Source organism: Anaerococcus faecalis, assembly GCF_013371425.1.
Classification (GTDB): Bacteria; Bacillota; Clostridia; order Tissierellales; family Peptoniphilaceae; genus Anaerococcus; species Anaerococcus porci.
Genome location: NZ_JABVBA010000001.1, coordinates 353447 through 368808 on the forward strand (window position 1 = coordinate 353447; position 15362 = coordinate 368808).

At 27.7% G+C, this 15362-nt stretch carries 13 protein-coding genes and 2 pseudogenes; 3 read left to right on the forward strand and 12 right to left on the reverse strand.

Annotated elements, in window-relative coordinates; translation table 11 throughout:
• Positions 1-191: 191 nt before the first annotated feature.
• Positions 192-1295: pseudogene (locus tag HV819_RS01790) on the forward strand (IS256 family transposase).
• A 63-nt stretch (positions 1296-1358) separates the two neighbouring features.
• On the opposite strand, the gene HV819_RS01795 reads toward HV819_RS01790, so the two are convergent.
• On the reverse strand, positions 1359-2069 hold the full coding sequence (locus HV819_RS01795) for a CPBP family intramembrane glutamic endopeptidase (RefSeq protein WP_154541343.1): 711 nt from the start codon (positions 2067-2069) through the stop codon (positions 1359-1361).
• Positions 2070-2502: 433 nt separating this feature from the next.
• The gene (locus HV819_RS01800; RefSeq protein WP_154541341.1) at positions 2503-2931 is read right to left on the reverse strand and encodes an HIT family protein; all 429 of its coding nucleotides are present in this window, start codon (positions 2929-2931) and stop codon (positions 2503-2505) included.
• 307 nt (positions 2932-3238) lie between these two features.
• Here HV819_RS01800 and HV819_RS01805 point away from each other — a divergent pair, with 307 nt between their 5' ends.
• Entirely contained in the window at positions 3239-4453 is a 1215-nt protein-coding gene (locus tag HV819_RS01805; RefSeq protein ID WP_176269379.1) for an ArgE/DapE family deacylase, read from the forward strand.
• 192 nt (positions 4454-4645) lie between these two features.
• Positions 4646-5158, forward strand: a complete 513-nt coding sequence (locus HV819_RS01810; protein ID WP_154541337.1) for a DUF308 domain-containing protein — start codon at positions 4646-4648, stop codon at positions 5156-5158.
• Positions 5159-5385: 227 nt separating this feature from the next.
• Here HV819_RS01810 and HV819_RS01815 read toward each other — a convergent pair.
• The 10 genes and pseudogenes from HV819_RS01815 to HV819_RS01860 all read right to left on the reverse strand — a co-directional run bounded on the left by HV819_RS01815 (position 5386) and on the right by HV819_RS01860 (position 15361).
• Positions 5386-5941 (reverse strand): annotated as a pseudogene (locus HV819_RS01815) (class I SAM-dependent methyltransferase).
• A 1177-nt stretch (positions 5942-7118) separates the two neighbouring features.
• Positions 7119-7763, reverse strand: a complete 645-nt coding sequence (locus tag HV819_RS01820; RefSeq protein ID WP_154541335.1) for a DUF2812 domain-containing protein — start codon at positions 7761-7763, stop codon at positions 7119-7121.
• A gap of 60 nt (positions 7764-7823) precedes the next feature.
• Entirely contained in the window at positions 7824-8096 is a 273-nt protein-coding gene (locus HV819_RS01825; protein WP_229771232.1) for a PadR family transcriptional regulator, read from the reverse strand.
• A gap of 778 nt (positions 8097-8874) precedes the next feature.
• Positions 8875-9312 (reverse strand): GNAT family N-acetyltransferase, encoded by a 438-nt coding sequence (locus tag HV819_RS01830; RefSeq protein ID WP_229771231.1) that lies wholly within the window; start codon positions 9310-9312, stop codon positions 8875-8877.
• 129 nt (positions 9313-9441) lie between these two features.
• On the reverse strand, positions 9442-9870 hold the full coding sequence (locus tag HV819_RS01835) for an L-2-amino-thiazoline-4-carboxylic acid hydrolase (RefSeq protein WP_154538971.1): 429 nt from the start codon (positions 9868-9870) through the stop codon (positions 9442-9444).
• Positions 9871-10352: 482 nt separating this feature from the next.
• A complete protein-coding gene (locus tag HV819_RS01840) occupies positions 10353-10997 on the reverse strand; it encodes an SdpI family protein (RefSeq protein WP_154538972.1) in 645 nt (214 codons plus the stop codon).
• Complete coding sequence (locus HV819_RS01845) at positions 10981-11265, reverse strand: autorepressor SdpR family transcription factor (protein ID WP_154538973.1); 285 nt, start codon at positions 11263-11265, stop codon at positions 10981-10983. Before HV819_RS01845 ends, HV819_RS01840 begins: the two co-directional genes overlap by 17 nt.
• A 998-nt stretch (positions 11266-12263) precedes the next feature.
• Positions 12264-13301 (reverse strand): M42 family metallopeptidase, encoded by a 1038-nt coding sequence (locus HV819_RS01850; protein WP_154539531.1) that lies wholly within the window; start codon positions 13299-13301, stop codon positions 12264-12266.
• A 4-nt stretch (positions 13302-13305) separates the two neighbouring features.
• The gene (locus tag HV819_RS01855) at positions 13306-14337 is read right to left on the reverse strand and encodes an ABC transporter ATP-binding protein (RefSeq protein WP_154538974.1); all 1032 of its coding nucleotides are present in this window, start codon (positions 14335-14337) and stop codon (positions 13306-13308) included.
• Positions 14327-15361, reverse strand: a complete 1035-nt coding sequence (locus HV819_RS01860; protein ID WP_154538975.1) for an ABC transporter ATP-binding protein — start codon at positions 15359-15361, stop codon at positions 14327-14329. The genes HV819_RS01855 and HV819_RS01860 overlap by 11 nt, the downstream gene beginning before the upstream one ends.
• Between the last annotated feature and the right edge of the window lies 1 nt (position 15362).

Sequence of the window (15362 nt, forward strand, 5' to 3'; positions counted from 1 at the left end):
GACAAATATTCGTCTATTAATTTTTTCAATTCAATAATAAAATATTTTCACAATTTACTATTAAAAAATAACAAATGAAACAATCAAATTAGAAGATAGAGTCCGTATAATTGTGTAAAAAGAAAAAGGTCATTTAAAACCCAAACTAGTACAATGTTTTTAACAAACCAAAACTAAACTAGGAGGAACAAATGACCCAATTACATTTTACATTAAACATAGAAGATATTCAAAACTTAATTAACTAAGAAGTTAAAAATGATATGGCAAGAACTATTCTAAGTAAAATATTTAACGAGCTTATGGAAAAAGAAATAGATGAATATTTAGAAAATACAGCCTATCAAAGAGATCCTAACAGAATCACCTACCGTAATGGATACTATGAACGTGACTATACAACCAAAATAGGAATATTAACTTTAAGAGTACCTATTGCAACCATGCTAGAAATGTATGTTCAAGGAGTATCAAGAAGAAAAGTATCCAAGGTGATAGAAAATATATGTGGCAAAGCATATTCTAAATCCTTTGTATCATCTTTAAATAAAGAGCTTGACGAAGAAGTAAAGCTATGGAGAAATAGTGATTTAAGCAAACTAAAAATTCCGTATCTAATTGTAGATGTGGTCTACATAAAAGTAAGGGAAAACAATCGTGTAGTATCAAAAGCTTGTCATATTGCAATAGGAACAACTGAAAAAGGAAATAGAGAAATCATAGGCTTAGACCTAAGTTCTAGTGAAAGTGAAAATTCATGGTCAAACTTCTTTGAATATTTAAAAGCTAGAGGACTATCTGGACTTAAAATGGTAATATCAGATGCTCACAAAGCTCTAGTAAAAGCAATAAAAGAAACATTCGTAAATGTAATATGGCAAAGATGCCAGGTACATTTCTTAAGAAATATCCTATCAAAAGCACCAAAGAAAAACACAGAAGAATTTAGAACTGATATCAAAGCACTATTTAAAATCCAAGATATAAACTTAGCAAGAAAAATGAAAGAAGAAATATTCTCAAAATATGAGAACGAAAAGAAAATTCAAAATTCTTTAGACACCTTAGATGAAAGATTTGAAGATGCTTTTTCCTATTTATCTAATGGAGTAATTAATAGTAGACTTAAATCAACCAATTGCTTAGAAAGACTAAACGAAGAAGTTAGAAGATGTGAAAAAGTGATTAGAATATTTCCAAATCAAGAATCGGCTATTAGACTAATAGGAGCAATCCTCATTGATATCAATGAGGATTGGATAACATCTTCTAAATTGTATATTAGAATGAAATAGTAAATATTGAACTAGGATAATTTACACAATATTATGGACTTGACTATTTTAAAACTTATAGTCTCATATTTTTCTTCTTAATTGCTTTAATAAAAAATATATGATAGCAAAAATCTCTCCTCCAATTACTAATAATAGTACTATTGGCATAAAATCTATTGTAGATAGACCATTAGACAATATAATAAAATTCCACATCCAATGAAATAATATTGGTAGAAAAATATTTTTACTTTCTAAATATAGGGCCCCTAAAAACATTCCCATTATAAAAGTTGAACCCATCTGGTTTATAACCTCATTAATTGACAAACCAGCTAAAAGATTTAATAAATGCAAGAGGGAAAATAAAACTGCACTGCATAACAAGGCTGAAATTGTTGATATTTTTTTTACTAATCCGCCCAATACAATACCCCTATAAATCGTCTCCTCTGCAATAGCTGTCAAGGCTGTATCAACTAACAGAATAAAAAAAGCTATATTCAAAGCAAAATTATTTATCAGAAAAAAAATTCCAAAAGCTACAATTGTAATAAAAGCAATAGCAAATGGTAGATAATTCTTTTTTCCTTCATTGTCTAAAGCAAGCTCTTTTCTATGCTTTAGTCCATAGGATAGTGCAAACAAGGCTAATAAAAATGTAAATGGTAAAAATGTCTTACTGAAATTTGATGAATTATAATCAACTCCTAAAACTTTATAACTAATATAAAGTCCCATTGCCATAAAAAGCATATAAATAACTAATACAATACTATTTTTTTTGAGCATAATACTTTCTCCTAATTATTCTTTATTTTTATAGCAAATCTACCTCTTTTAAAAAAGTTCTATATATGGTTAAACTTGCTTAATTATAGTATAAATATATAAATACTCCTTTTTATATGTTATTTCAAGACTACATTTCTTTTTAGCTAATTCCATACCTTTGTAGACATTAGAATAAAACACCTAATATACAAAGGATTTGTAAAAATTCTTATCATCGACTAATATTATATTGTATTAAAAAAAGAACTGTCACAAATCTATGAATTTTTATGAATTTTATTCTTCTATCATCCTTCACTCTCTTAGGAATTCTTTTCATAGAATACTTGTCAAGATAAAATTTTAATAGAGAAATGTGGATACTTAAAACGATAAATTCATTTTGCAACAGCTTCTTTATTCTAGCTTTTAGAATTTACTATACTATAGATTACAAATCCAATTCCTTTTTTATTGAGTCAATAATCTTTTTATACTCATCTTCATCAAGATATATCCTTTCTGGATTCATGGCAAAGACTCCTCCCCATTCAAATTCATCATCCTCATATTTTGGAACTAAATGGAAATGAAGATGACAACCTGTATCGCCATAAGCACCATAGTTAATTTTCTTTGGCTTAAAAATTTTGTGGATTGCCTTAGCAACTTTTGCTATATCAGAAAAGTAAGCATCTCTTTCATCATCGCTAATATCTACTATTTCACTTACGTGTTTCTTATAAGCTACAATAACTCTTCCTAGATGACTTTGTTCTTTAAAAAGATATAGCTGACTATTTTCTAAATCACCAATCTTAATTCCAAATGCATCTACTAATTCATTATTCATACAATAAGCACAATTTTTATCTTTCATGATTTTCTCCTTTAATGATATCATTAGATTTATACCCTATTAAAATTAATAATATTTATTTTCTTTAGTTTTTGTCTTTAAAAATATTGTTCTAGTTAAGCTTCAAATAATTACTTATTTTCATAATTATACGGATATTTTTATTGTAGCTACAAAAATATACTAAAAACCTCTTAACAACCATTAAATTTGGGTATAAATAATTAGAATAAAATTTCATCTGTTAATAATTCTAACTAAGCTTATAGATAATTATTATCTTATTTAAGCTGTGAAATTTATATTATATTATTTAAGGAGTGATTATATGAATAGAGAAGAAAAAATTGAAGCCCTCAAGGATATTATAAAAATCAAATCAGTAAATGGTGATGAACTTTTAGTTGCACAATATTTGATGAATATGCTTAAGGGTGAAAATATAAAAACCGAGCTTATTCAATATGATAAGAATCGTGCGTCTCTTGTAGCAGAATTTTCCAATGGAGGTAAAAAAATTGGACTTACAGGTCACATGGATGTGGTAAGTGAGGGCAAGAGTTCTGATTGGCAACACGATCCATATGGTGCAGAAATAGTTGGCAACAAACTATATGGACGTGGCACATCTGATATGAAGGCGGGTCTTATGGCGATGACTATCGCTTTTATGGAACTAGCAGAGGAGAATTTTGAGGGTACGATTAGGCTTTTATTTACTGTAGGTGAAGAAATTGGTCAATATGGTTCTGAAGATTTAAGTAATAGAGGATATGCAGATGATTTAGATGCTCTTATAGTAGGAGAGCCTGCTTATCTAGGAAATATTTCACAAATAACTTATGCACATATGGGTTCATTCAACTATAAAATTTCTTCAAAAGGCCTTGCTTCACACTCTTCAATGCCAGAAATGGGAGTAAACGCCATAGACAATTTACTTGATTTTAGAAATATTCTAAAAAATAAGATGGAAGAAATCTGCAAAAATTATGAAAATGAAATTTTCGGACATACTATATTTAACATCACTCAAATAGAAGGTGGCACTCAAATCAATTCTATACCTGACAGTGCAAGCTTTAGCGGCAATATAAGGACTATACCAGAATTTGATAACAACAAGATGAAAGACTTTATAGAAAAATTAGTAAATGAATTTAATGGAGATAATAGAAATTTAAAATTCGAAGTTACTCAATCTTCAATGCCAGTACAATCAAATCCTAATTCAAAATTAATAAAGATAATTAGAGAGTGTGCTGATCCTAATAAAGCAGAAAATCTTTGCAACACAAGTACCTTAAATGAAGATTTCGTAAATGAGCTCAAAGAAAAAAAAGAAATGCCAATTTCTGCAACATTTTCAAGAGGTACAACAGATGGTGCAAATTTCTTTAACAGAAATAAAAAAATGGACTTTGCAATTTATGGACCTGGTGGTATAGAGGTAAGTCACAAAGTAGATGAATTTGTTTATATAGATAGATATTTGAAATTTATAGATCTATATAAAGAAGTTTTGAAAAAATACATCAAGTAATGAAGAAACTAAAATATCTATTGGGACTAAAATCTCAATAGATATTTTTATAAATTACAAAATAAAATCTAAAAACATTAAAATATTTTAAAGTGTAAGATATATCCTGGTATTTAAGGTAATCTTACTTTAATATTGTTGAATATATTATTATATGCTATAATCTAGCCGTAAGAATTAGGAGGAACTTTTATGAAAAAAGAAAATAAAATCCTATCAATATTGATAGGTATGGGTATCACTCTATTTGGTATGTTTATTTTAAGCAAGCCCATATCAACACTTTTAGCTATTATTTCACTTATGGCATGGGCTGTTTTGCTAAGAGGCTGCTTCTTTCTATATGATTCATATGCAAATTATAAAAGAGAGAATGACATTAATAAAGTAGAATTATTATATGGAATAATTTTATTGCTTCTTGGTATTATATTCTTAACTAATCCTTCATTTACAAGTTCACTTGTCTTCTATATGGTTGCACTTTGGTTCATAATTGATGGAGTTGCAGGAATATATTCCGCCTTAAATCAAAGCAATATAATGAAGTATTTTAATCTAGTATTAGGAATATTGTTGGTGTTTTTCGGATTTTCTATAGCAATAGAACCAATAAGAGCACTGTTTACACTTAATATACTTATAGGTATATCAATTATGACAAATGGAATTCAAATGATATCATCACAATTTCTTAAAAAATAGACCACTAGCTAATATTAGCTTTAACCTCTTTACTATATAAAACAGTAAGGAGGTATTTTTGTGAAATATAGTCAAACACTTTAATCAATTAAACCTTTCTAGTTTTAATTTAAAATATTTATATTATCACCTATTAAAGCTAACAAAATAAAACACCTTCTCTTAATAAATTCTAATATTCATTTTTTGGATATAAAAGCCAATTGATTTTTCTTATCCAAATGATATTAACAAATAAAGCCAAGATTAAACAACATTTTTGTTAAATCTGTTGGAGAATACACTTTAAAATTTAACATATCTGCCCATTTTTTGATATTTTTTTGTTCTCTAAATGCACCTTCGTTGCAAATTAAAATTGTCCATTATTTTTTTATACACGATAAACTTCTTTAAAGCAATCCTCTATATTATTCCAAAAGTATATGGTTTCAAAAGCAGTAACAATATCTATAGATTTTTCTTTAAAAGGAATTCTTTGTGCATTTCCTTCTATAATTTGACATCTTCCATTTTTTATTTGCATCTTTATTTAATAAGCTTGCTATCTCTACACTTGTTTTTGAATAATCTACTCCATATACTTTACGAACTTTTGTCAAAAAATACTCTATATTGCACCACCACATCCTAGATCTAAGATGATATCTTCTTTATCAATTTTCAAAAAATTTCTTCCTCAAATTGCTAATTTCTCATGACCTTATTCATACTTTTTAACATTAATCTTCCGCCAAAAATATCTTTTGGTTTTATAACATTTTCAAAGAAAATTTTAAACATAGCCCCCTCCAATTGATATTCTTTATCATTTTATTATATCGTGTTTTGATCTTTACAATTTAAATTTTTATTTAATAATTAACATCTTCTCTTTCTTGCCAGTATACTTTATTATCTATTTGTTTACCTTGATTTTTTATCCACCTACATAGAGCTAATATTCTTTTGACATTTAAGTTTCATCCATTTTTTTATCTTTGTTTTTAGACAAAAAAGAAGGACTCCTGAACTTAGGCATGAGAAGCCCTCTAAAATGAAAGAAAACTGTTTTTTCTTTACTTATGTTATTTGTTTAAATGAATATATAGAAAAACAAACACTTATATGGATTTTTAAAAAAGCTATTTCTACTATGATTTACAATCTAAATTCAATACATAGATTTTTTTAGTTTTTGTTCTTTTGCTTTATAGCTAAATATTTAACATAAATTAAGGCATTCTAATTTTTCAACCTCCGATTAGATTAAATAATAAAAAATTTTACGCTTATGCTTTTTATTTGCTTACCTTATTTAATTTTCCAAGCATCATGAAGATACCTACAACAATAATAATTGATTCTACAAAGGTTTATATAAATCAGACTACTTCTCCTTAAAATATTCCATCGAGCAGTGGATATAAATTAATAACTATCCTTCAAACAATCGCTTGAATAGATAATTGAAATTCAATAATATTATTTTTATGTTAGCATTTTTATACCTTTTCTAATCTAAGATATTCCTACATAATTAATATATATATATTAATTTCTTGTTTTAAAATTTAGTTATGTTTTATTATTAGTATACTCACAATTATACGGACTCTATCTATTTTATGGCAATCAAGCTTTAAATTATATTTGTTTGTCAATTAATAATTCTATTGATCAAATATAAATATTCATTCTATAGTGTAATGATTAGCATATTAACAAATGATAATTTATCAATAAAAAATAGGCTGTTGCAAATTATAAATTTGTATCGTTCCATCATTACAAGTTACTCATAGACAATTTGAGAATGGACTGACAGCTCATGGAGGCAAAATTGTCATATAAGAGATTTAATGATTTTGAAACGATTAATTCATTTTGCAATAGCCCTTAGAATTTATCAATTATTTTAATTCTTAATCATATTTAAATAATATTTGAATATCTAAAATCAAATTATATTTTAGATTTTTTAAGAATCAATTTTCTTAATTAAGTTGTTTATTATAGATAAATTAATTATAGAGTATATCATCACAGCTATACCTAATATAATCCATATAGCAATAACATTGTTTAAAGTTCTAAAACTTAAAAGTGTTTTATTAAATAAATAAGTACTAATTCCAAATGTTTTCATTAGTCCTATGGAAATAAGTATCATTAATAGAACTAATAGACAAATATATGGATTCTTTCTTTTCGATAGGTCTTCTATTTTACTATTCTTATCAGAGTATACTTCTATTTTTTTATCAGTATCATTTTCTAAAATCATAATTTCTCTATTTATCATACCATGACTTGTAGCTATACTACTTTTAATTGGATTAAAAAGTCTAAATTTAATATTTCCAAAAGATCTTTTACCTAAATTTAAAGGTGAATATAGTACTTTCATATCCATATTTTCAACAAATTTCATATATTCTCTTCGCTCTCTATTACTCATATATCCAATATATTGCACAATGTAGCTTTTGTTTTTGTCAGTCTTTTTAAATTTATGAATAAGTCCTCCACTTGAAACCAATTCATATCCTTGTTTTGCCATTTTATTTAAATAATTTTCCCTATCTTCAATAGGATTTAGAAAAATTTTGAAAACAGTATACATTTTACTCTCCTTCCAATAAACAATTACTCTCTTTCACTAATCTATCCATTCTTTCTATTTCTAAGTACAAAATCTCTTTACCAAGCTTTGTTGTCTTATAAATTTTTTTCTATTCTTTTTATCATTAAAATCAAGTTCAATCCATCCTTTTCTTTCTAAATTATTTATTGCTCCATATAAGGTTCCTGGACCAAATATTACTCTTCCACCAGTAATTTTTTCTACATCTTGCATAACCCCATATCCGTGATTTGGTTCTACCATTGCTAGTAATATTAAAAATGCCGTTTCTGTAAGTGGAATTTCACCAATTATATTTTTATCATTTTTCAACTTTCCACCTCTGCTATCTAGTATATTATATGTATATCGTGTTACGTAGTATAAGTCAATTTTTTTATTTCTTATTCTTTATTATTTAGGAAAATAGAATTTTTTGAGCAATCTTACCTTAATATAGACTAAAAAAATGAGATTAAGATAAAGTAAGTAAAATTCAAAATAGCTTTTAAGATTTCATTAAAAATCCTAAAAGCTATTAGTTTCAATATTTTTAAAAACTATTATTCTATTTTCTTTACATTAATTTTATATACTCTCATAGCTTTTATCAGCATGGATAAGATTTTAATTTTTCGAAAGACTCATATGCATAAAAAATCTATTCATTATTTTAACAATTATAGATTTTTGCTTAAATAAATTTGTTTTAAATAAAATTATATTATGGTTTAATTAAAGAGCAAACCCTCGCCATACTTGATATGGTATTTTGTGAAATTGTTATATAAATTAACCATTTAAAAATTATGACAAGAAATTTGATACTATTGTCTAGAGCTTTGACAACTAATAATTTAAGAAATACTAAAACTATTCTCTCACAAGTTAATTATTATAATTTAGTCAACTCTATAAAACTTTATTTTATAGTTAGTATATCTATCAATACATAAAAATACCTCTTTAATGGTTTGTCCAATAAAGAGGTACATATCATTTCAGAATTTAGGTTGATACACAAATTAATTACTAACCTAAGGAAGTATTATACTCATTCTAGTGTTAATGTTTAGTCACCTTATTTATAGATTTACTTAATAATATTCTTTTAAAATTTATGGTAAAAACACGCTGAATCTATCAAATCCAAAGCGCCTTGTTTTACATAAAAATTATAAGCTGAGCTATTCCTCAAAGTCGTAAAGAAAGCACCACTAATCCCAAGTTCATTTAATTCATCGATAGTATTCTTATATAAATTTGTTGCTACGCCTTTTCTCCTATATTTATCAGAAACAAAAAACTCATAGATATAATATGTGGTTTCAGTAGCGTATCTTCTATTATGACCCATTATCGCTCCAATTATTTTATCTCCATCAACTATTACATTTCCATAAAACTTAGGAAATTCTAATATAGTATATAATGATTCTAAAGCTGTTTCTTCAGTCCATTTATCATTCCATGGTGGAGCATTGTATATAGATACCATTAACTTTGCTAAATCTTTAAGGTCTGATTTTAAAATTTTTCTAATTTTCAAATTATGTAATCTCCTTCTTATACATTTTCTTTTCAACCATACCAAGTATTATAATAATTTTAAATTTATTATAATTATTTTGTGCGACTAATTTATATTAATTACATTTTTTACCAGTTCATATTTTCCCTACTTTTTTATTCTATAGTAAAAATCACAATATTCACCTCCCCTAGCCAATGTATTTTTCCTTTCAAAAATAATATTTGGCTTTAAAGCTGCTCCTGATACATCATCGCCTGAGCAAAAAATATCACAAAACTCTGCTACTTCATATTTTTTACAATAATTATAATATATGCATTGTTTTATATTAAATTGGCACAAATTACGATCTGCTTTTACGAATTCAATTTGGAAACCTTCTGGGGATTGTCTATATGATGTTTTCACAATCTTTTCAATAATCTTAGGAACTAACAAATAAATGTAAGGGATTTTCATTATTTTTCTCAAAAACTTAGCTCTAGGATAAACCTCTGTTTCATTAAAAATATTTCCTGTTTTTTCAAGAGAATCTATTTCTTTCTCTTTCAATGTTTTATATATTGCTATCATTGGAAAAATTCTAATTATAGCAATGAATTATATTGTCTTTTGAAACAATTTCTTTAAAAAGTAATTCTTCAAATATTTTTTTTGAAATTAAATATTCTTCTTTTAATAAATGTTTTTTATAAACATTGAATTTTTCTAATGCTTTTCTTTTTCATGTATAAAGATAATTGACTAGACCAATTGTTAACAAAGATGAATTATATACGGAAAGATCAATTTCAATTTCCTTTAAAATAATTAAGAGTGTGATCATAAAGCTTTTTATTGTTCTTACTTTTTCTAAGAATTTCCCCCCATTTTAATACTTAGTCCCCATAATTTAATTAAAAGATATAGGATTTGATAAATAAAATAAGAATTTTCTTTTCTATATAGATGCAAGGGAAGTCCAGCCAATATCTCACCTATTAATTTTGAACATGAAAAAACTCAGATTTCTGAGTTTTTCAAATTATAGCATACATTCTTATATTACTTTATATTTAAAGTCCATTTCTTACATGTAAAAGAAATGAATAAATTCCTGGAATTAAAACAGCTATAATGACTACAATTAGCATAGGAAAAAGATTTTTAAACAAATCGATAAAAGTTGCCAAAATTAGAAATATACCCAAAACAATATATAAAATCCCAGCTAAATGATGTGTTTTATTCCAATTTTCTTCATTTGCAAGTGTCCAAGGTATTTTAATTCCTAAAGTATAATTTTGCCTTACCTTTGGAAGATAATTTCCTATAATTATGAAAATTAGTCCAATAAATACGCTAAAAAATAAAGTAATATTTAATCTAATTCCCAAGTTATATAGATACATAAAAGCTGATACAAATATAGAAATACAAGGTATTATCCACAAAACAAGAGTATACATCTTATCACTTATATTTTGTTTGCGTGGATCCTTAGCAGTTACTACTGAAGCAAATAAATGGATTAATAACAAAATAAGTGGAAGTCCAACTATTCCAAAAATTTTACTACTAAACCCGTTGGCTTCATTATCAAATCCAATATGCGTCGCCATCGTATCAGGAAGCTTATCCCATAATAATAACCCTATTAAAATAGGTAATAATATGATTATGCTTGTTAAAATTAAAGTCTTTCTATTCCTCATTAGCATTTGTGTCACCCTCCTTTAAACTCGCTATCCAAATCATAACGTCCTCTAATACCGATATATTTAACTGGTAATAAATATAGTTTTTTTCTTTCCTTTCAAAAATAAGATCCGCATTTTTTAAAATTTTCAAATGATATGAAATAGTGGCACCAGTTGTGTTAAAATTTGAAGCTATTTCCCCAGCAGACATTGCACCTTTCTTTAACAATTCTAAAATTTTTCTTCTCTCCGGGTCTGATAGTACCTTAAAGGTATCAGCAAAAGCCATATTGATATCACCCATCCTCTCACTATTTAGAATTCTATCTAAATAGATAGTGCTTTATGTTTGCCTTTTTGTCAATACTATTTAGATGTTTTTCTAAATAATATTATAATATTTAGACTTTATCAATATAATCTTCTATGTAGCTATTATTTAAATTTATTTTTCTTATTACTTTTTTTGATAAACATGTCATTTGCAAGACAATTTAAGTAAATATAAATCAAAAATAGAAAGACTAAATTTTACTGCCTTAATAGTAATAAAGGTATGACTTTCCACTGTTCTTAATTTTTAGAAATTTTCTCCGTTTTAATATTTGACCGCCTTAAATATAAATTAAGACTATTTCCCTAGCTAAAGCTTTATAGAAAATATACCAAATCTCTCCATCTTATATATAAAATATAATTTGAAAGTTTCAAATAATTTTAATAAAAAATATTTATAATAAAGTTTTAAGAACAAGGAGATTGGCAATAGAATAGCTGGCTAATTGAGTAAAAAATATCACAAATATAAATTAACTAATAAATTTATCCAAGACTGTTGTTTCAAGACATATTAGATAATAGGAAACCTAAAACAAACATACTTGTAAATATGCTACTCACTAAGTATAGCAAACATAAGATTTTTTATCGAGTTTTAAAATATAATTTTGGTCATCTACATATTGATATAAAGAAATACTGATAAGATAACTAAAGAGAAAAAATAAAACTTGAATTATATTTTAAAGAGGAATAATTTTGTATAAGGATGAAAATATCATAGATGTATTGACTTATAAAAACAATAAACTTTAAAAAAATTAGAATTATTTGTTCAAGTAAATGATTTTTAAAAGACTATGAGCAATAAAAGTCATAGTCTTTATATAGCAACCTAAAGATTTTTTGGATTAGTTTTTTTTTAATTCCTAATTCCTTAAGTCTTTATGCCTTAATTTACTTATTAAAATTAATATTTTTATTCGATTTTTCCAAGATATTTGCAGATTAATATTCACTTAGCATATATTCTCTTAATAAGTCTATATTATTTTTATATCCATCATAGTGACTTCTTTCATAGTGGTGGGTTGCATTTACTCCAAGTCCTATACAAGCAAAGTTGAAATCTGTTCCTTGTAGGGCATAAGTTGTTGCATCAGAACCATAACGAAAGTGAACGTCTGTTGCGTAGTCAATATTATTTTTAATTGCTATTTCTTCAAGTCTATGACGAAATTCATAATCATAAGGTGTTCTGGAATCTTTTGCAAGTATAGTTACCTTTTTCTCACAAGATGTGTGATAAGAGCCTACAGTCCCTATATCAAGTGCCAAAATTTCATGTACATCATCAGATACTCCGTAAAGTCCATGACCTATTTCTTCATAGTCTGTCAAAAATAGGTAGGTTGTGTGAGAAACCTCCATTTTTTCGTCCAAAATCTGTTTTACTGCTGCATATAAAACTCCTACACAAGCCATATCATCAAGATATCTTGATTTTATATAGCCGTTTTCAGTGATTACTGTTCTAGGATTAAAGCTTACAAAATCTCCAACATTTATACCTAGTTTTAAAACACCTTCTTTTGAAGAAACATCAGCATCTAGTCTTACTTGAACGGAATCTTCTGTTCTTGAAGCTTCTCTTACTTCATCGGAAAATACATGGATAGAAGCCTTGTCAGGCAAAAGTGTTCCTGTGATTTCTTTTTCTTCTCTGGTATGAATAATTAGGTTTTCTCCCTCTACAGATTGCCAAGCATAGCCACCTATATTTGTTATTCTAAGATAGCCATCATCTTTTATTTCTTTTACAATGGCACCTAATGTGTCGATATGGGCTGCAACAGCTCTTGCTTTTCCCTCACTTTTTCCAGGAAGAACTGCATAAATAGCACCCTTTTTTGTTCTTCTTACTTCAAGTCCCATATCTTCAAAGCGTTTTTTACAAAGTTCTCTTTGTTTAAAGGTATATCCACCTGGAGAAGGTGTTTGTAAAAGTTCTTTGGTTAGTTTCATTGCGTATTCTGTATAATCCATCATATTACTCCTTAATTGTCACTTCATTTGTTGATGATTTTAGTGTTCTTGGCTTTAAATTATTTACATAATGACAGGCAACCGAATGATTTTCGCCAATATCTAAAAGTTGTGGAGCATCTTTTACACATTTTTCTTGAGCATATGGACATCTAGTGTGGAATTTACAACCTTTTGGAGGGTTTGCTGGTGATGGAAGATCACCTTCTAAAATTTGCCTTTCGACAACAGCACTAGGATCTGCTACAGGAGCTGCAGAAAGTAAGGCTTGGGTATAAGGATGAAGAGGATTTTCATATAATTTCTCTTTGGAACCCATTTCTACAAAGTTTCCTAAATACATTACTCCTACACGTGTAGAAATATGTTCCACTACAGAAAGGTCGTGGGATATGAATATATAAGAAAGACCTCTTTCATCTTGTAGATTCATTAATAGGTTTATAATTTGAGCCTGAATTGATACATCTAGAGCAGATACAGCCTCATCACAAATAACAATTTTAGGATTTAAAACAAGGGAACGAGCTATACCTATACGTTGTCTTTGCCCCCCTGAAAATTCATGAGGATATCTTGTTGCGTGATAACCAGCAAGACCACATTCTTCAATTGTGTTTATTACTTTTTCCCTCATATCTTCTTTATCTTTATACAAGCCGTTGTTTGACAAAGGTTCTGCTACAATTTGACCTGCTGTCATACGTGGATTTAAAGAAGAGTAGGGATCTTGGAAAATCATTTGAAGATCTGTACTTAGTTTTCTTCTTTCATCTTTATCCATGCCAACAAGTTCTTTACCCTTGTATTTTACACTACCTTCTACTCCTTCATAAAGCCCAAGTATAGCTCTTGCAAGAGTTGACTTGCCACAGCCGGATTCTCCTACTATACCCAAGGTTTCTCCAGGATATAAGTCAAATGATACTCCGTCCACAGCTTTTACATCACCAACATTGTGTCTAATAAATCCCCCTGTTATTGGAAAATATTTTTTTACATTCCTTACTTCCAGAATCGGTTTTTTATTTTCCATCTTTTTCCTCCTGATCATATAACCAACAAGATACTATGTGTTCATCAAATTCCACAGGAGTTGGTGTTTTTTTCAAACACTTGTCAAAACATTTTGAACATCTATCTGAAAAATAGCACTTATCTCCGAGATTAATTGGATTTGGAACTTGTCCTGGTATTGTGTATAGTCTATCTTGTTTTATTCCTATCATAGGTTTTGCCTTCATAAGTCCTTTTGTGTAAGGATGGAGAGGATTACCATATATATCTTCAACATATCCTTGTTCTACTACTTTTCCTGCATACATAACTACAACATAGTCTGCCATCTCAGCAACTACTCCCAGGTCGTGAGTAATAAATAGAATGGATGTTTTTGAATTTTCCTTTAAATCTCTTAATAATTCCAAAATTTGTGCCTGAATAGTTACATCCAAGGCTGTAGTAGGTTCATCAGCTATCAAAAGGTCAGGATCACAAGCTAGAGCCATGGCTATCATGGCACGTTGCCTCATACCACCTGATAGCTGGTGTGGATATGAATCATTTATAGCTTCAGGTCTTGGGATTCCAACTTTATTTAATAGACTTATGGATTCTTTCCTTGCATCTTCCTTACTAAATTTTCTATGTCTTCTTAATACTTCACTAATTTGATAGCCAATCTTTAGTGAGGGATTTAAAGAAGTCATAGGCTCTTGGAAAATCATGGCTATACGGTTTCCCCTAATTTTTTGCATCTCTTTATCTGAAAGTTTTGTAATATCAAGACCATCAAAATATATATGTCCACCAACAATTCTTCCTGTAGGTTCTTCTATAAGTCTCATCAAAGAAAAACTTGTTACTGATTTCCCACACCCAGATTCTCCTACTACACAAACCGTTTCCCCTTTCATTATTTTGAAGGAAACCCCATTTACAGCTTGAACAGTCCCTCCTTCTGTAAAGAAATTCGTATGAAGATTATCAAATTCAACCAAGGTCTCTAAACCAGAATGGTCAACTTTTTTTACTTTATTTTTTATTACTTTTTCTGTCATA